Origin of the sequence: Proteus hauseri ATCC 700826 (assembly GCF_001654965.1) — a bacterium.
Taxonomy (GTDB): Bacteria; Pseudomonadota; Gammaproteobacteria; order Enterobacterales; family Enterobacteriaceae; genus Proteus; species Proteus hauseri.
Genome location: NZ_LXEV01000014.1, coordinates 52,237 through 74,230 on the forward strand (window position 1 = coordinate 52,237; position 21,994 = coordinate 74,230).

Here is a 21,994-nt window from a genome sequence, read left to right on the forward strand (position 1 = left end):
TCTATACGTATTTTTAAAACTCCATCAAATGATGGAGTTTTTTATCAGAATCATAGTTATAGTTAAAGGAGCTAACGAATGGGGAAACGTTTATTACCGGTATTTATTGTTGTCGCAGTGCTATTTGGTGTTTTTTATAAAGGTTTATTGTCTGAAACCCAAGCACCTGTCTCAACGTCATCAACGTCTATTTCTACATTACCAAGCAGTAACACGAATAAACCCGCACAGATCCCTTTACCAATTGATGAAAAAACACAAGCTAATAAAGTTGCTGATTATTTACAGCGCCATCAGCAGTTGCCAGATTTTTATCTAACGAAAAAAGAAGCTAGAGCAAATGGCTGGGATGCAAAAGCCGGTAATTTATGCGAAGTATTACCCGGCAGAGCAATTGGGGGTGATCGTTTTATGAATCGCGAAAAGCAGCTTCCTGAAAAAAGTGGTCGTCAATGGTTTGAGGCAGATGTGAATTATCACTGTGGACATCGTGGCAGTGATAGATTGCTGTATTCTAATGATGGGTTGATTTATTTAACGACAGATCATTATCGCACTATGACAAAAGTTGCTCCCTAATGCAGAAAATAATTTTTGATTTTGCAAGGCTTCCCAATATGGAAGCGTTTTATCTTAGCTTTGCTAAGCAGTTCGATCTACCTAATTACTTTGGTAATAATTTAGATGCATTATGGGATGTATTAACTGGGGAAATCGCATTACCTGTGCAGGTGGTTTTTAAGCATTTTCCTCAACACTCGCCGGTTTTCCAGCCGTTGATCGTGCTGATGCAAGAAACCCAAATTGAATTAGGTGATGCACTTTTTCAATTCATATGTGAAGAGTAACAAATAACATCCTTAGTCCCGAAAACAGCAGTGATAGTCTCATTTTCACTACACTGCGTTTTCAGGGGCATAAGGGTAAAGCGTAGGCTTTACGCTGATTCAGAAAGATCTTTCAAATACTGAAACAATAAACGAAATGATTTTGGTGGTTTATTGCCTTCTTTTTCTTTCTTGGCATTTCGGATAAGTGTACGTAATTGTTGACGATCTGCCATTGGATAAAGTTCGACAACGTCTTCAATCACTTCATTGCCACCTTCAATAAGGCGAATGCGCAGATCTTCTAATTTATGTAACACTAGAATCTGTTGGTTATGACGATTTTTAAGTTTGTCTAACGCCTGGCGAATAGGATCTTCATCAACGTTACGCAGTAATTTACCTATATATTGGATTTGGCGACGGCGTGCTTCACGCTGTACTTTTTGCGCTAATTGAATGGATGCGAGTAATTTCTCATCGAGTGGGATCCGCTCTAACTCTTGAGCACTTAATTCAACCAGTTCGGTGCCTAATTTTTTCAGTACTTCAGCATCACGTTTGATTTCACTTTTGCTGACCCAGATGATTTCTTCATCTTCTTCTTCTTCTGATGATGTGTTGTCAAATTCAGGGTCAAGGTAATGCCACTCTTCTGGCTGCTTTGCCATAATAAAAATTCCTGTTGCAGAGTAAGCCGGGAGTGCGATTTGGTGAATGACCAAAAGCCCGACGGGTGATAACATTCATATATCTTCTATTGTAACTGGGAAAATCGCTTGTTGACCACCTGTCAATTGATTTACTTTACTAAAAATAAGTAAAAAGTGATGTTCTCCTTAGGAAAAATGGTTCTCAATGAATAATTCAGATCAGGTAAAACAGCTGGAAGACGCTGTTTCGCTCGCTTTAGAGCTAGCAGCAAAGCAGTGTGACAGTGCTGAAGTGGCAATTAATAAATCAACAGGCATTAGCGTGAGTACGCGTTATGGTGAAGTTGAGAATGTTGAATTTAATAGCGATGGTGCTTTAGGCATCACGGTTTATCAACAACAACGTAAAGGTAGTGCCTCTTCCACAGATTTAAGTCCTGATGCGATTAGACGTGCTGTACAAGCTGCTGTTGATATTGCACGTTATACGTCAGTTGACCCTTACGCAGGTCCTGCTGATAAAGAACTACTGGCATTTGATGCGCCTTTTTTGGATCTTTATCATCCTGCTGAAGTGACGGCCGATAAAGCGATAGAACTGGCTTCTCGTGCAGAAAAAGCGGCTTTAGACTGCGACAAACGTATTATTAATACTGAAGGTGGTAGTTTTAATAGCCACAGTGGTACGCGTGTATTTGGTAATAGTCTTGGGTTACTAAAAAGTTATTCTTCCTCTCGTTATTCAATGTCTAGCTGTGTAATAGCAAAAGAAGGCGAAGATATGGAGCGTGACTATGCTTATACCATTAGTCGTCGTTTTGATGGCTTAGAGACGCCTGAGTGGGTAGGTAAAGAGTGCGCGCGCCGTACACTGTCGCGTCTTTCTCCTCGTAAGCTTTCTACCATGAAAGCGCCAGTTATTTTCTCTTCTGAAGTTGCAACGGGTATTTTCGGTCATTTGGTTGCCGCAATCAGTGGCAGCATGATTTATCGTGAATCTTCTTGCTTGTTAGATAGCTTAGGCAAACAGATTTTTCCCCAATGGCTGAATATTCAAGAGCGTCCACATTTAATGGGGGGGCTTGCTTCAACTCCATTTGATAGTGAGGGCGTTCGTACTATGGATGCTGACATTATTAAAAACGGTGTATTGCAAGAATGGTTACTGACAACTTATTCAGCAAGAAAATTAGGTTTAAAAAGTAATGGCCATGCTGGTGGTATTCATAATTGGTATATTCCAGGGCAAGGTCTGTCATTTGATGCGCTATTAAAAGAGATGGGCACTGGACTGGTTGTGACTGAACTGATGGGGCAAGGGGTAAGTACTGTAACCGGTGATTATTCTCGTGGCGCAAGTGGTTTTTGGGTTGAAAACGGCGAAATTCAGTATCCGGTTAGCGAAGTGACTATCGCTGGGAATTTAAAAGATATGTGGGCGAATATTGCCACTATTGGTGATGATATTGAAACCCGTAGTAATATTCAGTGTGGTTCGCTGTTATTGCCAGAAATGAGTATTGCGGGTGAATAAGACCTAAAGGGTATTTATAGCCATTAATCTCAGCCCATTGATGGGCTGAGATATCGCGTTTATTGATGTAGTTTAACAGTAATTAAAACAAAAATAAGACACGAACCTTCAGCGCTGCTTAACGGTGATATTCACCAGCGGCTTCCGGTTGATAAAGAATTTCTAACACTTTCACCTTGGTTTCAAGGCCGTTTGGCAACTTCCAGCTGATCTCATCATTAATGGTTAAACCCAGTAATGCTGCTCCCATAGGTGCCATTACAGATAGCTCTGTAGTACTGTCTTTTAATGATGCAGGGTAAACTAAAGTACGTGTACGCTCTTCATTATTTTTTAAGTCCATAAAACGGACTTTGCTGTTCATGGTAACGATATTCGCTGGGATGTCAGCGGGTGCTACAATGTCAGCACGGTCTAACTCTTCATTTAGCGCTTCTGCAATTGGGCTATCTGCAAATGCAGGTTGCTCTAGTAATGAATCTAAACGTTCTGCATCAAGTTCGTTGATGATAATTGTTGGCTTTGTCATACCACACTCCAATTTATTCCAATGCAAAACAACACCCCCACGGGTTAGGTGGGGGTGTTGTTAAACTCATATAGAGATAATAGGCGGTTCTGTATAAAAAAGAAAGAGACGGTGATCACGATCTCTTTCAAGTACTTTTGTTAAGAAATGCTAATCTATTGTTTTCTATTATGATTATTCTTCATCAAACCCTGATTCAAATAATGCAATAATAGCATCAATAGCTTCTTTTTCATCACTTCCCGTGACTTCGATGTTAATATGACTCCCTTGTTCCGAGTCAAGCATCAACATCGCAATCACACTATCTGCTTGTGCTTCAACCCCTTCATGATTGCGTAAAATCACCGTTGATTGAAATGTTTTTACTAAATCAAACAATTTCATTGCTGGCCTAGCGTGTATACCAAGCCGATTTTTTATCGCAACTTGTCGGTGTTGGGTCATTTACGTTTTTCTAACGTTCTATGGCGCGACTGTACGTTTTTACCACGAGAGCGGAAATAATCAGCCAATTGCTCAGCAACGTATACAGAACGGTGCTTACCACCAGTACAACCTATCGCAACCGTTAAATAACTACGGTTATTGGTTTCTAACATAGGTAACCAAAGTTCGAGATAGCTTCTGGTTTGATAAATAAAATTGTGTACTTCTGTGTGACGATCTAAAAATGCAGCAACAGGGCGATCAAGACCCGTCATTGGGCGAAGTTTAGGATCCCAATGTGGATTTGGTAAGAAACGAACATCAAAAACATAGTCTGCATCGATAGGGATACCATGTTTGAAGCCAAAAGATTCAAACACCATAGTCAGTTCACGTTCACGTTTACCTAATAAGCGGGTACGTAGCATTTCTGCTAACTCATGAACAGACATTTCAGAGGTATCGATGATAAGATCAGCACGTGATCGTAGTGGCTCTAACAGATCACTTTCCGTATCTATCGCCACTTCCAAAGAAAGGTTCTTGGTCGAAAGAGGGTGAAGACGTCGTGTATCACTATAACGACGGATCAAGGTGTTTCTGTCAGCATCTAAAAATAACAGCTGTGGAGAATATTCAGCGGGTAAACTTTCCAGCGCTTTTTCAAAGATCTCCGGCGATTCAGGCATATTACGAACATCAATACTGACTGCGGCAGCAGAAGCATCACGTTCCGCCAGCGTTTTCGCAAGCTCAGGTAACAGATCAACGGGTAAGTTATCTACGCAATAAAATCCCATATCTTCAAGCGCACGCAAAGCGACTGACTTACCTGAACCAGAGCGTCCGCTGACTATCATCAGCACCATGAGGTAGCTCCCCTTAAAATTTCCCAGTGATGAATATCATCCCACTGTATGCTTTTCGCTTCCTAATAAACCTTGTGGGTCTATTCTGTGACAATCTGATAAAGCTCTTCATCACTTTGTGCGGAGCGTAGTTGGCGACATAAATTTTTATCCGCTAACTGTTTGGCAATTAAAGACAGTGTGTGTAAATGTTCCTTGCACTGTGTTGCAGGAACGAGTAATGCGAACAACAAATCAACAGGTTGATTATCAATAGCGTCAAAAGCAATAGGTTCGTTTAGGTGAAGAAACACACCAACGACACGGTCTGCTCGATCACTTTCAATTCGTCCATGAGGGATAGCTAAGCCACCACCGATCCCTGTTGTACCCACTTTTTCGCGAGTCAGTAAGGCTTCAAATATCAGCGTTTCTGGTAAATTAAGCTCAGTAGCAGCTAATTCACTGATAATTTCCAAAGCGCGTTTTTTACTCGTGCAATGTACATCGTTATGGGTACATGTCAGAGAAAGAACGTCACTAATTTTCATTTTTGTATCGTTGTTCATTGTCTTATTCACTTAGACCAGCAAACCAGATGCCACAAAGTGACATCTGGTTTTTTGTTACTGATTAATTTTGCGTCGTTTTTAATATGGCAAACTCAGCGTAAACAACGCAGTAACATTGCCGATTGTATTCCCATTTTACAATGGGAAATGAATTAATGTTGTCTCAGTTTATCTTTGTGTTTGGTTAATTGACGAGCCAGTTTGTCCATTAATCCATCAATTGCTGCGTACATATCATCTGCTTCTGCAGAGGCATGTAATTCACCGCCATTAACTTGAATGGTCGCTTCCGCGATTTTGTTCACTTTCTCGACTTTCAGAATAACCTGAATGTTGTTAATTTTGTCAAAGAACTGAGGTAATTTAGCGCTTTTTGCTTTTACAGTGTCACGCAGAGCATCGGTTAATTCAATATTATGACCCGTGATTTGAAGTTCCATAGTGTCTTCCTTCTCAGTTATGCTCAAACTAACTCTTTACGTTGGTTTGAAGGCGGGATGGATAATGACTCTCTATATTTCGCAACAGTTCGTCGAGCAACTTGTATACCAAGCTCAGCGAGCATATTAGCCAGTTTACTATCACTTAGTGGTTTCGCTGGATTTTCTGCTGCGATTAGTTTCTTCACTAAAGCCCGGATTGCTGTGGAAGAGGCTTCGCCCCCGCTATCAGTATTCACATGGCTAGAGAAAAAATACTTCAATTCGAAAATTCCTCTTGGACAATGCAGAAACTTCTGTGTTGTCACGCGAGAAATAGTTGATTCATGCATTTCAACCTGTTCAGCAATGTCGGCTAAAACTAACGGTTTCATATGCTCATCACCTAATTCGAAAAATGCCTGCTGTGTGTCAACAATGCAATGAGCGACTTTTAATAATGTCTCATTACGACTTTCTAAACTTTTTATCAGCCATTTGGCTTCTTGTAAATTATCACGAATAAATTTTCCATCGCTCTCATTTTGCGCCGATAACCCAAATGCGGCATAGGTCTCATTTATTCGTAAGCGAGGAATGCTATCTGTATTTAATTCAACTTGCCAGTGTTCACCTGATTTTTTTACCAGTACATCTGGAATAACATACTCCGACTCACCAGTATCAATGCTAAGCCCCGGCTTTGGATCAAGAGATTGAATCATATCAATAACAGATTTTAGTGTCTCTTCTCGCAATTTTGTTTGACGCATGAGCTGGCGAAAATCTCGATTACCTAACAACTCTAAATGGTGTTCGATAACTAGCTTCGTTTCTTTAAGATAAGGAGTATCTGTTGCCAAGGCAGAAAGCTGAATTAATAAGCACTCTTTTAAATCACGAGCAGCAACGCCAATAGGATCAAATCGTTGGACACGTTTTAGGACTGCTTCAATTTCATCGAGCTCTAACTCATCATCGCCCATTCCAGACAAGATGTCATCCGCTGAAACAGTTAAATAACCTGTTTCATCTACAGCATCAATAATGGCAATAGCAATAGCTCTGTCTGTCTCTGTAAAGGGCGTTAAATCAGCTTGCCACGTAAGATAATCTTGCAGTGATGCGGTTGTTTCACCTTGATAAAGTGGCAACTCATCATCACCATAGTCACTACTTGTGCCCGATGGTGTGCCTGCGGTGTATATCTCTTCCCATTGTGTATCTAAGGGAAGATCTTCTGGCATATCTTTTTGTTCTAACGCATCTAATGTATCGAGCTCTTGCGTTTCATGTTCACTTTCGTTGTCGGTGTTATTTTCAATGCGGTTATCAGAGAGATTATCGGGGTAATCTTCATCATTTTGGTGGTGATCGTCTTGATCTTCGTCTTGCTCTAGAAGAGGATTTGATTCAAGCGCTTGCTGAATTTCTTGTTGTAATTCAAGCGTAGAAAGTTGCAACAAACGGATAGCCTGTTGTAGCTGTGGCGTCATCGCCAATTGCTGACTAAGACGAAGTTGCAGACTTTGTTTCATAGTGATGTGATAAATCCTTTAATGTTGTCATCCTTGACTGAGCAAAAGCGAAATTAAGCGTTAAAGACGGAAGCCCTCTCCTAAATAAACACGTTTAACTTGCTCATTTTCAAGAATTTCTTCTGGCGAACCATGAGCAATAAGATGGCCTTGGCTAACGATATAGGCACGTTCACAAACATCTAAGGTTTCACGAACATTATGATCGGTGATAAGAACACCTAAGCCATAATCACGTAGATGTTGGATTATCTTCTTGATATCCAATACCGAAATTGGGTCAACACCCGCAAAAGGTTCATCTAATAAAATAAACTTAGGATTTGCAGCTAATGCACGAGCAATCTCAACACGACGACGTTCACCACCCGATAATGACTGACCTAAGCTATTACGTAAATGACTGACGTTGAACTCTTCAAGCAGCTCTTCAGCTCGGTCTTTACGTTGCTCAGCGCTAAGATCATGGCGGATCTCTAAGATAGCCATAATATTGTCATAAACACTTAAGCGCCTAAAAATAGACGCTTCTTGTGGTAAATAACCAATACCTTTACGTGCGCGTTCGTGCAGAGGTAATAGAGTGATATCTTCATCATCAATGGTGATGCAGCCTGCATCGCGAGCAACAATACCCACAACCATATAGAATGTGGTTGTTTTACCGGCACCATTTGGACCCAGTAACCCCACGATTTCACCAGAGTTAACATTCAGGCTAACATCACCAACGACGGTGCGCCCTTTGTATGCTTTTGCTAAATTTTCAGCTTTTAACAGCGCCATAAAGTGTTACTTACCTTTGTTATTCGTACCAGTACCAGTACCTTTCTCTTGCAACTGAGATGGCAGTAAGACAGTGGTGACTTGTTTACCTTTAGTACTAAATGCTTCCATTTGCTGAGTTGGAACTTGGTAAGTGATCTTATCACCAGAAATATTACTGTCTAATTGCTCAAGATAAGCTTTACCCGTTAACGTCACCAGCTCTTTATTCATTTCATAGGTCATTTTATCACCATGACCTTTGATAGGTTTGCCATCATCTTGTAATTGATAAAAAGTCACTGGATTACCAAAGGCTTCAATGACGGTTTTATTTGAGTCACCACCCGGGCGCGTGACAACCACTTTATCTGCGCGAATATCGATAGAGCCCTGTTTTATTACTACATTTGTAGTAAATGTCGTGATGTTTTTTTCCAGATCAAGCGACTGTTTTTCTGAATTCACAACAATTTTTTGTTGTGTATCATCTTTAAGCGCCATAGCTGGTACGCTAATTGATAATAATGTACTGATAATCAGTGTATTACGGATTTTTCGATTCATTAGAGATCTCATAATAGGTGTTCACCTGTTCAATCAGCTCTGCGTGTTTATTACGCAGATTGCCTCGCATTTTTAAGCCGACTGATTTCAGTCCGACGCCGATAATAGTCACTTCATCATCAGAGGAAACATCCTGTGTGTCCAGATTAACGATGGCATTCTCTGTACTGATCCGCTGCAATTGTGCATCGGCAGATAAGCTATCGACTTGAACATCGCCATAAAGATAGAGCATTTTACTATTGGTTAGCTTCGCTTTATTTGCGCGAACAGTCCATGTTGCTTCTCCTGTCGGTGAGTAAGTGGTTAAGACAGGGTTAGTAAACCATGTAAACTTTTGCTGAGCATAGTTTTTAACGTCATCAGCAACCAGTTTATATCCCAGTAAACCTGTTGGTTCATAAACAAAAGATACCGATGATTTAGATTGATAAGTCGGTTGCCCGTCATCAACAATGTCGCCATCACCGAATTCAGTGTTATTTGTATAGTTCCAGCCGATTAGCCCAAGCGCTACAATGGCAAGAAACAGGGTAAACCAGGATTTTAATTTATTCATTCTGTATCGTTATTCGTTTTAAATCGAAAGACCTTTAGCTTCGTCAAGCCGACCTTGTGCTAAAAGTATTAAATCACATATTTCGCGTACTGCACCACGCCCACCCGCTATACGGGTAACATAGTTAGCACGAGGTATCAGTAATGGATGCGCATCAGCAACGGCAACAGAGAGCCCCACTTTTTCCATTACAGGTAAATCAATTAAGTCATCACCAATATAAGCGGTTTGTTCTGACTTGAGGTTCAGTGTATCTAACAGTTGTTGATACGCCAAAAGCTTATTATGCTGACCTTGGTAAAGATATGTAATGCCAAGGGTTTTAGCTCGGTCTTCTAGCAATTTAGATTGACGACCTGTAATGATAGCGACCTCAATGCCAGAAGTAAGCAAACAACGGATCCCGTAGCCATCACGGACATTAAAGGCTTTTAATTCCTCGCCATTATTGCCCATATAAATTAACCCGTCAGACATCACACCATCAACATCACAAATCAGCAATTGGACTTTTTCTGCTTTTTTGATTATTTGATTGCTTACTGCGCCATAACAGGTCTCTATCATTGTATTCATTTTTATCCTTACTAACTTATGACAAGCTTATACTACACCGGCTTGTAATAAATCATGCATATGTAAAACACCTAACAGAATATCACTATTAGGTTCTGTCACTAAGAGTGAAGTGATATGTTTAGCCTGCATTAAATTAAGTGCTTCTACTGCTAAACAATCAGGACGAATACGTACGCCCCCTTTCGTCATAACATCTGAAATTTTAGCGTTATTTAAATCAATACCTAGATCAAAAATACGACGTAAATCACCATCAGTAAAAATCCCGTTAATCAACATATTATCATCACAGATAACTGTCATACCTAATTTTTTACGGGTTATTTCAACCAAAGCTTCTCGTAAAGAGGCGTCTTTTTTAACGCATGGAATATCATCTTCTTTATTCATTAAATCACTGACATGCAACAGTAATTTACGTCCTAATGCCCCACCAGGGTGAGAAAGTGCAAAATCTTCAGCCGTAAAGCCTCTTGCTCGTAGTAAAGCTATCGCTAAGGCATCACCCATAACTAGTGTTGCGGTGGTACTGGTAGTTGGCGCAAGGCCTAAAGGACAGGCTTCTTGAGGAACTTTAATGCAAAGATGAATATCAGACGCTTTCCCCATTGTACTGTGAGGAGTGCGTGTCATACAAATCAGTGTTATTTGTTTACGTTTAAGGACAGGGATTAATGCCAAGATCTCGCTAGCTTCACCTGAGTTTGAAATTGCAAGAACAATGTCTTTTTCTGTCACCATGCCTAAATCGCCGTGACTGGCTTCGCCGGGATGAACAAAAAAAGAAGGTGTACCTGTACTGGCAAAAGTGGCGGCAATTTTGTGTCCAATATGGCCTGACTTGCCCATTCCCATCACAATGACTCTACCTTGGCAGTGAAAAATCTTTTGACAAGCGAGGGTAAAATCGTCGTTGATGTATTGCTCTAATTCAGCTAATCCTTCTCGTTCAATATGAAGAACCTTTTTACCTGCTTGCTGAAAATCAAACTCGGTCATTTTTTGTACCATTTATTTTAGGTTAAAAGAGAATGTGCGACGCACAACACCGTAATATAAATAATAAAGCAAACTAATAAGAATATCCCTTTCCCTCTATTAAGGCGCTGTTTTCGTCCTAATGAGAAGATACCAAAGAGTAAACTGGCAGCCACTAGTACAGCAAAACTAAAGTAGAAAGCATCAACATTAAAACCACTTGGCGAGAGCAATGCTGGCATCCCAAGCACAAATGTGAGATTAAAAATATTAGCGCCAATAATATTGCCTAATGCTAACTCATTTTCTCGTCTTAGGGCGGCAACAATAGTGGTGGCTAATTCAGGTAGGCTTGTCCCTATCGATAGCAAGGTTAGTCCAACAAAGAAACCACTAATTTGATATTGTTGCGTTAAAATGAATGCGTTATCAATAATCATTCTTGTTGCAACAGGAATGATCAGTAATGCGATAACCACCCAGAAAAGGGCAACTGAATTACGTGGATTCGTCTGTAATTCAAATCGACTTAACGTTTCTAATGGTAAAACATAACGTGTTTGTGTCAGTGTTTTATGCATCATTTTTATCATTAGATAAATGGAAGCAAAACCAATAAAAAAGAGTAAGGTACCTTCTCGTAATCCTAAATTACCACTCGAAACTACTATGCCAGCAAGTAAGATGACTATAATCATCAATGGAAATTCTTTTTTCAAAACGGCAGATTGGATATTCATGGGATAAATCATGGCACCAATACCTGCAATTAAAAGCAGGTTTGTGAGAGTGGAACCAATAGCAGTACCAATAGCGATATCAGGTAAGTTATGAACGGCAGCATCAGTAGAAACAAAAAGTTCTGGCAATGATGTCCCTGTGCCTACAATCAAAACACCAATGACAGCGGGTGAGATCTTTAACGATTGTGCAAAAACTGAAGCACCATAGACTAGCCTATCTGAAGCATAGACGAGTAACATCAACCCGAAAATCAATAAAGACAAAGTAAGCAGCATGCCATTAGTTTTCCAAAAATGAACGAAAGGTAAAGAAAAAACCAATACGACAGGGCCAATAAAAAACATAATTGTCAAAAGGTTTTGCTAATCAACCATATTTTGACTAGCCAAGCACGAAAAGTAAAATTAACCGCGCAATAAATTGCTAAATAATGGTGATTTCTTTGTAACATAGGTAACGACCTGCCAAAATAGCGTAAAAATTCGTTTATGCAGACAGGCTTAAGGATGTTTTATTCATGACCGCACAAACTGACAATTTAATTGAAGTGCGCAATATGAACTTTACTCGTGGTAGCAGGAAAATCTTTTCAGAGATTAATCTTGTGGTACCCAAAGGTAAAGTGACAGCGATTATGGGGCCTTCAGGGATTGGTAAAACCACCTTGTTACGCCTAATGGGAGGACAAATTCTTCCTGATAGCGGTGAAATTTGGTTTGATGGCGATAATATTCCCGCTTTATCTCGCTCGGCGTTATATCACGCAAGAAAAAAGATGAGCATGCTTTTTCAGTCTGGTGCATTGTTCACTGATATGAATGTGTTTGAAAACGTAGCATTTCCACTAAGAGAACACACTAATTTACCGGAATCATTAATCCGTACAACGGTAATGATGAAGTTAGAAGCCGTGGGTTTACGCGGTGCTGCAACTTTAATGCCTTCTGAATTATCGGGTGGTATGGCTCGTAGAGCGGCTTTAGCAAGAGCAATAGCGCTTGATCCTGAACTCATTATGTTTGATGAGCCGTTTGTAGGGCAAGATCCTATTACTATGGGTGTGTTAGTGAAATTGATTGATGAGCTAAACCATGCACTTGGTGTAACTTGTGTTGTGGTTTCTCATGATGTGCCAGAAGTTCTGAGTATTGCAGATTATGCCTATATTATTGCAGAACAGAAGATTATTGCTCAGGGTAGTGCAAAAGAGTTACAGGAAAACCCGAATCGACAAGTCAGACAATTTTTGGATGGCATTGCTGATGGGCCTGTTCCTTTCCGTTTTCCTGCTGGTGATTATCAGGATGACCTATTAGGACGAGGAAATTAGTAAGTGGGTAATTTATTAGCACGCATAGGCGCTAGGGCGTTAGAAGTTTGTGCGACATTCGGTAGAGCAGGTTTTATGCTATTCCGAGCGCTCTTTGGTAAGCCTGAATTTCGTAAACAGTGGCCATTATTAATGAAGCAGCTGTATAACGTTGGTGTTCAGTCGTTGCTGATCATTATGGTTTCAGGCTTATTTATTGGTATGGTGCTGGGTTTACAAGGTTATCTTGTGTTAACCACATTTAGCGCAGAAGCCAGCCTTGGAATGATGGTCGCATTATCATTACTTCGAGAATTAGGCCCAGTTGTTACTGCATTGCTTTTTGCCGGACGAGCAGGCTCAGCATTGACTGCTGAAATTGGATTAATGAAAGCCACGGAACAAATATCAAGTCTAGAAATGATGGCTGTCGATCCATTAAGACGTGTTGTTGCACCGCGTTTTTGGGCCGGTTTTATTAGTATGCCGTTACTCTCTTTAATTTTTGTTGCTGTGGGTATTTGGGGTGGTGCTATTGTTGGTGTTGATTGGAAAGGGATAGATGAAGGATTTTTCTGGTCATCAATGCAAGGTGCTGTCGAGTGGCGACATGATCTCGTAAACTGCTTTATTAAAAGTGTGGTGTTTGCCATTACGGTGACTTGGATAGCACTTTTTAATGGGTATGACGCAATCCCAACATCAGAAGGGATTAGCAGAGCAACAACACGTACCGTTGTTCATTCATCACTAGCGGTATTGGGTTTAGATTTTGTGCTAACAGCACTGATGTTTGGGAATTAAGTCATGCAAAGTAAAAAAGTTGAAATTTGGGTCGGATTATTTGTTTTAATCGCGTTAGCTGCTATTACCTTTCTCTGCTTAAAAGTAGCTGATATTAAAGCAATGGGAAATCAGCCGACTTATCGCGTTTATGCAAGTTTTGGTAATATTGGTGGGTTAAAAGAGCGCTCACCCGTTAAAATTGGCGGTGTGGTTATTGGTCGTGTTTCGTCAATCACGTTAAAAGAAGAAAGCGAAGGGAATTATCGCCCTGAAGTTGAACTGGATATTTTGAATATTTATCAACATATTCCAGACAGCAGCTCATTGTCTATTCGTACTTCTGGTTTATTAGGTGAGCAATTTTTAGCACTTAATTTAGGCTTTTATGATGAAGAGTTAGGATCTGATTTCTTAAAAGACGGTGGCAGAATTGAAAATACTCATTCAGCTATGGTGTTAGAAGATTTAATCGGACAATTCCTTTATAAAACAGGTGATGGAGATGGCTCAGTAAAATCTGAATCTGAGCCAACAACACAACACCCAACATTACCTTAATTTTTAATTCTAATAGGATGTTTAAAATTGCAGTTTGGTAATAAACATCCTATTTATTGATAAAATATCCCAAGGGGAAGCGAAATTATGTTTAAACGCTTATTGATGGTTGCATTATTAGTCGTAATAACACCTTTTGCCATGGCGGTTGATAAAACCAACCCTTATGCATTAATGGATGATGCAGCACAAAAAACTTTTAATAGATTGAAAAATGAACAGCCTGAAATTCGTAAAAATCCTGAGTATTTACGTCAGATTGTTCAGCAAGAGTTATTACCTTATGTGCATATCAAATATGCTGGTGCTTTGGTATTAGGCCCATATTATAAAAATGCGACACCTGCACAGCGTGATGCTTATTTTACTGAGTTTGAAGCTTATTTGGCTCAAGTTTATGGGCAGGCTTTAGCAATGTATGAAGGTCAAGAATATCGTATTGAACCTGCAAAACCTTTTGCTGACAAAACCACATTAGCTATCCGAGTCACTATTATTGATAAAAATGGTCGCCCACCGGTACGGCTTGATTTCCAATGGCGTAAAAACAGTAAAACAGGTGAATGGCAGGCTTACGATATGATTGCGGAAGGCGTTAGTATGATCACGACAAAACAGAACGAGTGGTCTGATATTTTAAGTGCTAAAGGTGTCGATGGCTTAACGAAACAGTTATCTATTAGTGCAAAAACACCTATTACTCTTGAAGAGAAAAAATAATATGTCAGCTTCGCTAAACTGGGAAAAAAAGGGCGATATTCTCTATCTCCAAGGGATCTTGGATCGTGAAACTTTATTGCCTGTTTGGCAGCAACGTAAAACGTTGTTAGCAGATTTAAATACCATAGATGTTTCTGCATTAAGCCATATTGATTCTACGGGATTAGCCTTGTTTGTACATCTGAAGGCGGAAGTTGAAACACAAAATCGTCATTTAAATATTCAAGGTGCCACAGAGCGTTTCCAAACATTAATTACACTCTATGATCTTGATGAAATTATGAATATTGCTTAGTTTTATTTTTTGCCATAAGTAATAAAAAGCCCCCTTGGTGATACTTTTATCATTAAGGGGGTTTTTCGTGGTTTAAGAGTAGGACGGATTCTATTAGGATAGGCAACTGATTATTATTTTAACGTTGAGATTGAGCAATTATGGATACAAATGAAATCAAACAAGTATTAATGGACAACTTGTCTTTAGATGAAGTCATCGTCAATGGTGATGGTAGTCATTTTCAGGTCGTCGTTGTTGGCGCAATGTTTGAGGGAATGAGCAGAGTAAAACAGCAGCAAACCATTTATGCACCTTTGATGGAATATATCGCAGATAATCGTATTCACGCTTTGTCTATTAAAGCCTACACACCTGAAGAGTGGAAAAGGGATCGCAAACTCAACGGGCTTTGATTAAGTAGGCATACAGCGTACAGCAAAATAAAAAAGAGAGTTCTACAGATGGATAAATTTAGAGTACAAGGGCCAACCTGTTTATCAGGCGAGGTCACTATTTCAGGCGCAAAAAATGCCGCATTACCAATCCTGTTCGCTGCGATCCTTGCTGAAGAGCCAGTAGAATTAACCAATGTGCCTGAGTTAAAAGATATTGATACAACGATTAAGCTACTTAATCGCTTAGGTACTAAGGTTGAACGTAATGGCTCTGTTTTTGTTGATGCTCGTAATATCAACGAATTTTGTGCCCCTTATGATTTAGTTAAAACAATGCGTGCTTCGATTTGGGCATTAGGTCCATTGGTGGCGCGTTTTGGTCAAGGCCAAGTTTCACTGCCTGGTGGTTGTGCTATTGGTGCTCGTCCTGTTGATCTCCATATCACGGGTTTAGAGCAATTAGGCGCTGAAATTATCCTTGATGAAGGTTATGTAAAAGCCCACGTTAATGGTCGCTTAAAAGGCGCTCATATCGTAATGGATAAAGTCAGCGTTGGTGCAACTATCACCATTATGACGGCCGCTGTGTTAGCTGAAGGTAAAACCATTATCGAGAATGCGGCAAGAGAACCTGAAATTGAAGATACAGCCAATTTCTTAAATACCTTAGGTGCAAAAATTAGTGGTGCAGGAACAGACAGCATTACTATTGAAGGTGTAGAGCGCCTTGGTGGCGGAACCTATAAAATTCTGCCTGACCGTATTGAAACAGGGACTTTTTTAGTTGCTGGTGCGGTTTCTCGTGGCCGTGTGGTTTGTCGTAATGCAAAACCAGATACGCTTGATGCGGTATTGGCAAAATTACGTGAAGCCGGTGCAGATATTGAAGTAGGTGAAGATTGGATTAGCCTTGATATGCATGGCAAACGTCCTAAAGCGGTAACGCTGCGCACCGCGCCACATCCGGGATTCCCTACAGATATGCAAGCACAATTTAGCTTACTGAACTTAGTTGCTGAAGGTGCAGGAATGATCACTGAAACAATTTTCGAAAATCGTTTTATGCATATTCCTGAGCTAATCCGTATGGGGGCTCACGCTGAGATCGAAAGTAATACGGTATTATGCCACGGTGTTGAAAAGCTCTCTGGTGCGCAAGTTATGGCTACAGACTTAAGAGCGTCAGCAAGTTTAGTATTAGCAGGTTGTATTGCTGAGGGCACAACTATCGTTGATCGTATTTATCATATTGATCGCGGTTATGAGCATATCGAAGCTAAATTACAAGGATTAGGGGCTAAAATTGAACGTTTAAGTTCAAGTGACACTGAATAAGTCATTACTCCTAATTTGATTATATTGAGACCGTAGCGTTGTATTTGCTACGGTTTTTTTATTTCGAATATCATAAGAATAAAGCATTATTTGAGAATCAGATAATTCATAAGGTATTTCATTTTGCGCGCGATACATTAAAGAAAATACATTAATTATTTTATTAAAATAACCGGACTAATTATCTTGGCTAAGGATGATATTTAGTAACAAAACATAAATAAAAATAGGTTGATCATCCGAAAAGGAATGAATTGATATGCAAGTAACAAGGAAACAAGAACGTATTATTCGTCGAGCGCTTGATGAGTGGCAAAAATCGGGCATATTATCAACCGAAGAACAGCAAAAATTAGGTAATACTTTACAAGGTGCCCTTTTTGATTGGAAGCGTTTGAGTCGTTATGCATTTTGGACAGCAATTGCATGCTTAATTATCGCTGTTGGCAGTATTTTTAGTGACAGTGCGTTGGTCGCTTATTTAATCGAAATTTTTAGTGTTTCTGAAATAATGCGCGTTATCTCACCAGCTATTATTGCATCTGCTTTCTATTTTTGGGGCTTTACACGGCAAAGAAACGAAGTGAAATGGCACTACAGTACCGAATTTATTCTATTTATCGGTGTGATGTTTACGGCTCTTTTTCTTTGGCAGCTAGGTGAATTATTAGATACAGGCAGTGGTCATATAGCGCCGCTATTTTTAATTGGATGTGTGATTTATGCTGTGGTTGGTTTTATCAGTCGTTCTTCTTTGGTCTGGCTGTTTTTCTTGTTAATGTTAGGTAGTTGGTTTGGCGCTGAAACTGGTTATATGTCAGGTTGGGGCGCTTATTGGTTAGGAATGAATTACCCTATACGCTTTGTCTTTTTTGGTTTAGGGCTATTAGCAGCCTGTTATTTTCTACGGAATTTATTAGTAAATCGTCGCCTATTTACCATGAGTAAAATTATGGGGCTAACTTATTTATTTATCGCACTCTGGATAATGTCGATATTTGGTAATTATGATCCTGATACATGGTATTACACTTCAAGCGTTAATTTATTGCCTTGGGCATTATTATTTGGTGTGGTAGCGGTTGTTTGTATTTATATTAGCTTGAAAACAGATGATGGAATGCTAAGAGGATTTGGGCTGACTTTCCTTGGTGTTAATTTATATACCCGTTTTTTTGAATATTTCTGGAATAGCTTACATAGTGCGATTTTCTTCACGATTTTAGCTGTTTCATTAATAATGATTGGTAGAAAAGCAGAAAAAATTTGGCATAGCATTGATAATAATAGCTTGATAGATATCGATAGCGCTGACAAAACACATAAAGAGTAATGTCACGTTAATGAATGATTGTGATCGGAGTTGATATTTATGGATAAGCGAAGTTGTCATCTTCCTTTTGAAGTAAGTTGTGTCGCTTGTCACTACTTAGTTTTTAAAGATAAAGACGAAGCCTTTTTTGAGATTTGTCCCGTTTGTGGCTGGCAAAATGAGGGTACTACAGGTGATAAATACAGTAGATGCAACCATAGTACTTTGGCTGATTACCGACAAACAGTGGATTTTGAACAAAATTGTTTACAAGGTGCCACATTTTATATGAAAACGCCCTATTAAAGAGGGCGTTTTTTGCTTTATGATTCAGGCTGATATTCAGAAATAGTGACATTAAGATTAATTTCTTCGCCATTACGTAATAGTGTGACTGGCAATACCGTATTTGGACGTGTTTCTGCAATATAATCCATCATTTCCATCGCAGAGACCGCAGGTGCATGATTAATACTAAGAATAATATCGTCTGTTTTCATACCCGCTTTATCCGCAGGACTATTAGGGCTAATACGGAAAATACGTAATCCTTGAATTTGTTTGATATCTGAATTTGAAGAGCGAATTTTTGGTAACTCTTTTGCGGTGATGCCAATAAATCCCCGAATAACACGACCATCGCGAATGAGTTTATTCATTATTTTTACAGCAAGTTCAGTAGGGATCGCAAATCCCAAACCTTCTGCACTTGGGCGATAACCATTATAAGTACCCGAATCAAACGTCATTGTATTAATACCCACTAGTTCACCTTCAGTATTAATTAATGCGCCTCCAGAGTTACCTTCGTTAATTGAGGCATCAGTCTGCAGAAAATTTTGGTAACGAGTAGGGCTAAGTCCCACCCGCCCCGTAGCGCTAATAATACCTTGAGTGATGGTTTGCCCTATATTAAAGGGATTGCCAATAGCGAGAACAACATCACCTACATGAGAAACTCTTTTACTATTAATCGGGATGGTAGGAAGATTTTCAGCATCAATTTTTAAAACAGCAAGATCAGTTAAAGGGTCAGAACCAATCAATAAGCCTTCATAGAGATCACCATTTTGTAATGCGACAATTATTTGGTCCGCATTATTAATAACATGCTGATTTGTTAAAACATAACCTCTGCCATCCATTATAACGCCAGCACCAAGAGAGGTTAATTCTCGTCCTTCTTGAGAAAAACTTCCCATTGTACTGCTATAGACGTTAACGACAGCCGGCGCTGCTCGCCGTACTGCTTTATTGTAACTAAATGGGGCATTTAGAAAGTCGCCATTGAGTAAGTGCTCAATAAAAATAGGGCGAATAGAGGGTACCGCAACCAAGAGAATGGCAGCTGTTAAAATACCAATCAAGGCAGATCGCAGTAGCTTAGTTAACATAAAAATCCTGTATTTATGTTTGATTGGGAGATTATTTGTACAAGTGCAGCGAGAATATCATAGTTTGGCTTATGAAAGGATATGCCAGCGCATAAATTCCTGATTCATACGAAAAGAGTGATAAAAAAAGCCCCATAACAGGAACAGTTATAGGGCATAAGGAAACAAACAAAGTATGCGTAAGGCGAATTAATTAGCGTGGTGTATTACGCAGTAAAAGATAAATTTCTTCATTACCACGTTGAATATTTAATGCCAGTACTGGTGGTTTTGCATCAATGGTTTTACGTAAGTCACCTAATGATTCAATACGGGTATTATTAATACCAATAATCAGGTCGCCTTTTTGTAAACCAGACATTGCAGCCGGAGAGTCTTTCTCAACTGAATCGACAACAACTCCTTTTGCTTGTTTATTAACATAATTACTGAGTGTCGCACCTTGCAATGCTGGTGAGAAGTTATCTGCACGAGTCGCATCAGCTGATTGTTTTTCCAAGGTCACTTTGACATCCATCGGTTTACCTTGGCGGATTAAACCAATTAAGATTTCTTTACCTGGTGGTGTTGTACCGACTTTTGCTCTTAATTCAGCGAAACTATTGATGCGTTTGCCATCGACAGAAATAAGCACATCACCCGGTTTGATACCTGCTTTTGCTGCGGATGATTCGGGTAGCACTTCACTAACAAAAGCACCACGTTGTGCATCGATATTAAAGGATTTCGCAAGGTCAGCGTTCATTTCAGCGCCACGAATACCTAAAATGCCACGTTTAACTTCACCATGAGCAATAAGCTGTTGGCTTAAGTCACGAGCCATATTACTTGGGATAGCAAAACCGATACCAATATTGCCACCACCAGGCGCTAAAATTGCTGTGTTGATACCTATTAGCTCACCATTTAGGTTAACTAGAGCACCACCAGAGTTACCACGGTTGATAGAGGCATCGGTTTGAATGAAGTTTTCTAGACCTTCAAGATTTAAACCACTACGGCCCAACGCTGAAATAATACCTGAGGTCGCGGTTTGACCTAAACCAAACGGATTACCAACAGCTACGGCAAAATCACCCACTCGAAGTTTGTCTGAATCTGCCATTTTTATTGCAGTTAAATTGACTGGTTTTTCGATTTGAAGCAGGGCGATATCAGTTTGTGGGTCGCTACCAATCAATTTAGCGGTAAATTCACGACCATCATTAATTTGTAACTGAATTTTATCTGCGCTATCGATAACGTGGTTATTGGTTAATACATAGCCCTTTTGTGCATCGATAATCACGCCAGAGCCTAATCCCTCAAAAGGACGAGTGCTTTGTTGCTGTGATGGGAAATTAGGGCCAAAGAAAAATTTAAACTCTTCAGGTACTTGCTGATTTTGTACGCGAGTACCTGAAACATGCACACTAACAACAGCTGGCAATACTTGTTCTAGCATTGGCGCAAGACTTGGCAACTCTTGACCCGCAGGCATTACCGCGGGAAGTGCAGCCATACTGGTTGTCGGGATTGTTGATAGTGAAAGCCCGACACTCATAGCAAGTGCGCTAAGTAATAATTTTCTTTTTTTAGTCAACATGAATTAGAGTCTCTTGATACAGTTATCAAAACAATATTGAGTGCCCAATTTGGGCGCGATGTCACTAAGACCTGTACTAACAAAGGAAAGTTCACTGAGAGAAGGCGAGTTTTGCTTCCTTTTACATGGATTTACAAGACAATAGTTATCTTTAAAACCACAGTAAATTATTGCTGTTTCTATACTTTTATTTAGAAAGAAAAACGCCGCAAGTTTGAAGTTGCGGCGTTTTCATCTTAGTTATCTTTTTTCTCAGTAGGTCTGAACAATCCAGAAGCACCTTCGGAATAATCGCGAGGCGGCATCTTAATTGGAGATTGGTCATTCGCCGCTTCAGATTCGCTTAACCGATAGTTAAACGGATTATCTTGTACTGGCATATCAGGCATTAACTCATTAGAGCTTTTTGCCATGTGTTGATAAAGCTGGCGGTAATCTTTCGCCATATTATCTAAAAGTTCAGCGCTTCTCGCAAAGTGACTAACAAGTTCATTGCGATAAGTATCAAGTTCTTCTTTTTTAGTATCTAATTCTGCTTTTATAGCATCTTGTTGGCGAAGGGTGCTATTACCATAACGCATTGCGAGTGCGCCGATAATGAGACCAACAACTAATCCAATCAGTGCATAAACCCAAACCATGGCAACTCCTTTTCATCTAATAGTGAGGACGATGGATTCTTATAACATCATAACCACTAAAAGGCATGAGTGGAATAATATCCTTAATCTTAATATGAAATTCACGTGTTACGTCGATGTTAAATCAATTTTTAATGCTTA

At 39.7% G+C, this 21,994-nt stretch carries 28 protein-coding genes; 12 read left to right on the forward strand and 16 right to left on the reverse strand.

What is annotated here, in order from left to right; genetic code table 11:
* Positions 1-78 precede the first annotated feature (78 nt).
* Both M997_RS04230 and M997_RS04235 read left to right on the forward strand, forming a co-directional pair.
* A complete protein-coding gene (locus M997_RS04230; RefSeq protein WP_064718863.1) occupies positions 79-579 on the forward strand; it encodes a ribonuclease in 501 nt (166 codons plus the stop codon).
* Positions 579-848 carry a barstar family protein gene (locus tag M997_RS04235; RefSeq protein WP_064718864.1) on the forward strand — a complete coding sequence of 90 codons (270 nt, stop codon included), beginning with the start codon at positions 579-581 and terminating at the stop codon, positions 846-848. The genes M997_RS04230 and M997_RS04235 overlap by 1 nt, the downstream gene beginning before the upstream one ends.
* An 89-nt stretch (positions 849-937) precedes the next feature.
* Here M997_RS04235 and yjgA read toward each other — a convergent pair whose 3' ends face one another.
* Positions 938-1,498, reverse strand: coding sequence for a ribosome biogenesis factor YjgA (gene yjgA, locus M997_RS04240; protein WP_064718898.1), 561 nt, complete (start codon positions 1,496-1,498; stop codon positions 938-940).
* 187 nt (positions 1,499-1,685) lie between these two features.
* Between yjgA and pmbA the strand changes: the two genes are divergently transcribed.
* Positions 1,686-3,014 (forward strand): metalloprotease PmbA, encoded by a 1,329-nt coding sequence (gene pmbA / locus M997_RS04245; RefSeq protein ID WP_064718865.1) that lies wholly within the window; start codon positions 1,686-1,688, stop codon positions 3,012-3,014.
* A 118-nt stretch (positions 3,015-3,132) separates the two neighbouring features.
* On the opposite strand, the gene rnk is transcribed toward pmbA, so the two are convergent.
* From rnk to M997_RS04305, 12 genes are all read right to left on the reverse strand, one after another.
* Entirely contained in the window at positions 3,133-3,543 is a 411-nt protein-coding gene (gene rnk, locus M997_RS04250) for a nucleoside diphosphate kinase regulator (protein ID WP_064718866.1), read from the reverse strand.
* A gap of 174 nt (positions 3,544-3,717) precedes the next feature.
* Positions 3,718-3,990 (reverse strand): PTS phosphocarrier protein NPr, encoded by a 273-nt coding sequence (npr, locus tag M997_RS04255; protein ID WP_064718867.1) that lies wholly within the window; start codon positions 3,988-3,990, stop codon positions 3,718-3,720.
* Entirely contained in the window at positions 3,987-4,841 is an 855-nt protein-coding gene (rapZ, locus tag M997_RS04260; protein ID WP_064718868.1) for an RNase adapter RapZ, read from the reverse strand. The genes npr and rapZ overlap by 4 nt, the downstream gene beginning before the upstream one ends.
* 80 nt (positions 4,842-4,921) lie before the next feature.
* Positions 4,922-5,389, reverse strand: coding sequence for a PTS IIA-like nitrogen regulatory protein PtsN (gene ptsN, locus M997_RS04265; RefSeq protein ID WP_064718869.1), 468 nt, complete (start codon positions 5,387-5,389; stop codon positions 4,922-4,924).
* Positions 5,390-5,544: 155 nt separating this feature from the next.
* The gene (gene hpf, locus M997_RS04270; protein WP_064718870.1) at positions 5,545-5,832 is read right to left on the reverse strand and encodes a ribosome hibernation promoting factor; all 288 of its coding nucleotides are present in this window, start codon (positions 5,830-5,832) and stop codon (positions 5,545-5,547) included.
* 23 nt (positions 5,833-5,855) lie between these two features.
* On the reverse strand, positions 5,856-7,349 hold the full coding sequence (rpoN, locus tag M997_RS04275) for an RNA polymerase factor sigma-54 (RefSeq protein WP_064718871.1): 1,494 nt from the start codon (positions 7,347-7,349) through the stop codon (positions 5,856-5,858).
* A gap of 60 nt (positions 7,350-7,409) precedes the next feature.
* Entirely contained in the window at positions 7,410-8,135 is a 726-nt protein-coding gene (lptB, locus tag M997_RS04280; RefSeq protein WP_064718872.1) for an LPS export ABC transporter ATP-binding protein, read from the reverse strand.
* 6 nt (positions 8,136-8,141) lie between these two features.
* Positions 8,142-8,681 (reverse strand): lipopolysaccharide ABC transporter substrate-binding protein LptA, encoded by a 540-nt coding sequence (gene lptA / locus M997_RS04285; RefSeq protein WP_064718873.1) that lies wholly within the window; start codon positions 8,679-8,681, stop codon positions 8,142-8,144.
* Positions 8,662-9,240 carry an LPS export ABC transporter periplasmic protein LptC gene (lptC, locus tag M997_RS04290; protein WP_064718874.1) on the reverse strand — a complete coding sequence of 193 codons (579 nt, stop codon included), beginning with the start codon at positions 9,238-9,240 and terminating at the stop codon, positions 8,662-8,664. The genes lptA and lptC overlap by 20 nt, the downstream gene beginning before the upstream one ends.
* An 18-nt stretch (positions 9,241-9,258) precedes the next feature.
* The gene (gene kdsC, locus M997_RS04295) at positions 9,259-9,816 is read right to left on the reverse strand and encodes a 3-deoxy-manno-octulosonate-8-phosphatase KdsC (protein WP_064718875.1); all 558 of its coding nucleotides are present in this window, start codon (positions 9,814-9,816) and stop codon (positions 9,259-9,261) included.
* A 27-nt stretch (positions 9,817-9,843) separates the two neighbouring features.
* Positions 9,844-10,818: an arabinose-5-phosphate isomerase KdsD gene (kdsD, locus tag M997_RS04300; protein WP_064718876.1), complete on the reverse strand. Its 975-nt coding sequence runs from the start codon at positions 10,816-10,818 to the stop codon at positions 9,844-9,846.
* A 17-nt stretch (positions 10,819-10,835) separates the two neighbouring features.
* Positions 10,836-11,885: a calcium/sodium antiporter gene (locus tag M997_RS04305; protein ID WP_082918385.1), complete on the reverse strand. Its 1,050-nt coding sequence runs from the start codon at positions 11,883-11,885 to the stop codon at positions 10,836-10,838.
* A 173-nt stretch (positions 11,886-12,058) separates the two neighbouring features.
* Here M997_RS04305 and mlaF point away from each other — a divergent pair, with 173 nt between their 5' ends.
* From mlaF to M997_RS04350, 9 genes are all read left to right on the forward strand, one after another.
* Positions 12,059-12,871 carry a phospholipid ABC transporter ATP-binding protein MlaF gene (mlaF, locus tag M997_RS04310; RefSeq protein WP_064718877.1) on the forward strand — a complete coding sequence of 271 codons (813 nt, stop codon included), beginning with the start codon at positions 12,059-12,061 and terminating at the stop codon, positions 12,869-12,871.
* A gap of 3 nt (positions 12,872-12,874) precedes the next feature.
* Positions 12,875-13,654, forward strand: coding sequence for a lipid asymmetry maintenance ABC transporter permease subunit MlaE (mlaE, locus tag M997_RS04315; protein ID WP_064718878.1), 780 nt, complete (start codon positions 12,875-12,877; stop codon positions 13,652-13,654).
* A 3-nt stretch (positions 13,655-13,657) separates the two neighbouring features.
* On the forward strand, positions 13,658-14,194 hold the full coding sequence (mlaD, locus tag M997_RS04320; protein ID WP_064718879.1) for an outer membrane lipid asymmetry maintenance protein MlaD: 537 nt from the start codon (positions 13,658-13,660) through the stop codon (positions 14,192-14,194).
* A gap of 87 nt (positions 14,195-14,281) precedes the next feature.
* A complete protein-coding gene (gene mlaC / locus M997_RS04325) occupies positions 14,282-14,914 on the forward strand; it encodes a phospholipid-binding protein MlaC (protein ID WP_064718880.1) in 633 nt (210 codons plus the stop codon).
* Between the two features lies 1 nt (position 14,915).
* The gene (gene mlaB / locus M997_RS04330) at positions 14,916-15,209 is read left to right on the forward strand and encodes a lipid asymmetry maintenance protein MlaB (protein WP_064718881.1); all 294 of its coding nucleotides are present in this window, start codon (positions 14,916-14,918) and stop codon (positions 15,207-15,209) included.
* 140 nt (positions 15,210-15,349) lie between these two features.
* Positions 15,350-15,604 carry a BolA family iron metabolism protein IbaG gene (ibaG, locus tag M997_RS04335; protein ID WP_064718882.1) on the forward strand — a complete coding sequence of 85 codons (255 nt, stop codon included), beginning with the start codon at positions 15,350-15,352 and terminating at the stop codon, positions 15,602-15,604.
* Positions 15,605-15,652: 48 nt separating this feature from the next.
* Complete coding sequence (gene murA / locus M997_RS04340) at positions 15,653-16,921, forward strand: UDP-N-acetylglucosamine 1-carboxyvinyltransferase (RefSeq protein WP_064718883.1); 1,269 nt, start codon at positions 15,653-15,655, stop codon at positions 16,919-16,921.
* Positions 16,922-17,180: 259 nt separating this feature from the next.
* Positions 17,181-18,254, forward strand: coding sequence for a hypothetical protein (locus tag M997_RS04345; RefSeq protein WP_064718884.1), 1,074 nt, complete (start codon positions 17,181-17,183; stop codon positions 18,252-18,254).
* Between the two features lie 39 nt (positions 18,255-18,293).
* On the forward strand, positions 18,294-18,539 hold the full coding sequence (locus M997_RS04350; RefSeq protein ID WP_064718885.1) for a CPCC family cysteine-rich protein: 246 nt from the start codon (positions 18,294-18,296) through the stop codon (positions 18,537-18,539).
* A gap of 17 nt (positions 18,540-18,556) precedes the next feature.
* Here the strand turns inward: M997_RS04350 and degS are convergent, their stop codons facing one another.
* The 3 genes from degS to zapG all read right to left on the reverse strand — a co-directional run bounded on the left by degS (position 18,557) and on the right by zapG (position 21,853).
* Positions 18,557-19,627 (reverse strand): outer membrane-stress sensor serine endopeptidase DegS, encoded by a 1,071-nt coding sequence (degS, locus tag M997_RS04355; RefSeq protein ID WP_064718886.1) that lies wholly within the window; start codon positions 19,625-19,627, stop codon positions 18,557-18,559.
* Between the two features lie 193 nt (positions 19,628-19,820).
* Positions 19,821-21,212, reverse strand: a complete 1,392-nt coding sequence (gene degQ / locus M997_RS04360) for a serine endoprotease DegQ (RefSeq protein ID WP_064718887.1) — start codon at positions 21,210-21,212, stop codon at positions 19,821-19,823.
* A gap of 236 nt (positions 21,213-21,448) precedes the next feature.
* Positions 21,449-21,853 (reverse strand): Z-ring associated protein ZapG, encoded by a 405-nt coding sequence (gene zapG / locus M997_RS04365; RefSeq protein ID WP_064718888.1) that lies wholly within the window; start codon positions 21,851-21,853, stop codon positions 21,449-21,451.
* Positions 21,854-21,994: the final 141 nt, after the last annotated feature.

Excerpts from the sequence above, each read along its gene's own strand:
- degS (WP_064718886.1), bottom strand. The coding sequence starts at position 19,627 with ATGTTAACTAAGCTACTGCGATCTGCCTTGATTGGTATTTTAACAGCT.
- rapZ (WP_064718868.1), bottom strand. The coding sequence starts at position 4,841 with ATGGTGCTGATGATAGTCAGCGGACGCTCTGGTTCAGGTAAGTCAGTC.
- rnk (WP_064718866.1), bottom strand. The coding sequence starts at position 3,543 with ATGACAAAGCCAACAATTATCATCAACGAACTTGATGCAGAACGTTTA.
- lptA (WP_064718873.1), bottom strand. The coding sequence starts at position 8,681 with ATGAATCGAAAAATCCGTAATACACTGATTATCAGTACATTATTATCA.
- lptB (WP_064718872.1), bottom strand. The coding sequence starts at position 8,135 with ATGGCGCTGTTAAAAGCTGAAAATTTAGCAAAAGCATACAAAGGGCGC.
- rpoN (WP_064718871.1), bottom strand. The coding sequence starts at position 7,349 with ATGAAACAAAGTCTGCAACTTCGTCTTAGTCAGCAATTGGCGATGACG.
- ibaG (WP_064718882.1), top strand. The coding sequence starts at position 15,350 with ATGGATACAAATGAAATCAAACAAGTATTAATGGACAACTTGTCTTTA.
- zapG (WP_064718888.1), bottom strand. The coding sequence starts at position 21,853 with ATGGTTTGGGTTTATGCACTGATTGGATTAGTTGTTGGTCTCATTATC.
- yjgA (WP_064718898.1), bottom strand. The coding sequence starts at position 1,498 with ATGGCAAAGCAGCCAGAAGAGTGGCATTACCTTGACCCTGAATTTGAC.
- npr (WP_064718867.1), bottom strand. The coding sequence starts at position 3,990 with ATGACCCAACACCGACAAGTTGCGATAAAAAATCGGCTTGGTATACAC.
- M997_RS04350 (WP_064718885.1), top strand. The coding sequence starts at position 18,294 with ATGGATAAGCGAAGTTGTCATCTTCCTTTTGAAGTAAGTTGTGTCGCT.
- kdsD (WP_064718876.1), bottom strand. The coding sequence starts at position 10,818 with ATGACCGAGTTTGATTTTCAGCAAGCAGGTAAAAAGGTTCTTCATATT.
- kdsC (WP_064718875.1), bottom strand. The coding sequence starts at position 9,816 with ATGAATACAATGATAGAGACCTGTTATGGCGCAGTAAGCAATCAAATA.
- M997_RS04235 (WP_064718864.1), top strand. The coding sequence starts at position 579 with ATGCAGAAAATAATTTTTGATTTTGCAAGGCTTCCCAATATGGAAGCG.
- mlaC (WP_064718880.1), top strand. The coding sequence starts at position 14,282 with ATGTTTAAACGCTTATTGATGGTTGCATTATTAGTCGTAATAACACCT.
- pmbA (WP_064718865.1), top strand. The coding sequence starts at position 1,686 with ATGAATAATTCAGATCAGGTAAAACAGCTGGAAGACGCTGTTTCGCTC.
- hpf (WP_064718870.1), bottom strand. The coding sequence starts at position 5,832 with ATGGAACTTCAAATCACGGGTCATAATATTGAATTAACCGATGCTCTG.
- M997_RS04305 (WP_082918385.1), bottom strand. The coding sequence starts at position 11,885 with ATGTTTTTTATTGGCCCTGTCGTATTGGTTTTTTCTTTACCTTTCGTT.
- M997_RS04230 (WP_064718863.1), top strand. The coding sequence starts at position 79 with ATGGGGAAACGTTTATTACCGGTATTTATTGTTGTCGCAGTGCTATTT.
- degQ (WP_064718887.1), bottom strand. The coding sequence starts at position 21,212 with ATGTTGACTAAAAAAAGAAAATTATTACTTAGCGCACTTGCTATGAGT.
- murA (WP_064718883.1), top strand. The coding sequence starts at position 15,653 with ATGGATAAATTTAGAGTACAAGGGCCAACCTGTTTATCAGGCGAGGTC.
- mlaD (WP_064718879.1), top strand. The coding sequence starts at position 13,658 with ATGCAAAGTAAAAAAGTTGAAATTTGGGTCGGATTATTTGTTTTAATC.
- mlaB (WP_064718881.1), top strand. The coding sequence starts at position 14,916 with ATGTCAGCTTCGCTAAACTGGGAAAAAAAGGGCGATATTCTCTATCTC.
- M997_RS04345 (WP_064718884.1), top strand. The coding sequence starts at position 17,181 with ATGCAAGTAACAAGGAAACAAGAACGTATTATTCGTCGAGCGCTTGAT.
- ptsN (WP_064718869.1), bottom strand. The coding sequence starts at position 5,389 with ATGAACAACGATACAAAAATGAAAATTAGTGACGTTCTTTCTCTGACA.
- lptC (WP_064718874.1), bottom strand. The coding sequence starts at position 9,240 with ATGAATAAATTAAAATCCTGGTTTACCCTGTTTCTTGCCATTGTAGCG.
- mlaF (WP_064718877.1), top strand. The coding sequence starts at position 12,059 with ATGACCGCACAAACTGACAATTTAATTGAAGTGCGCAATATGAACTTT.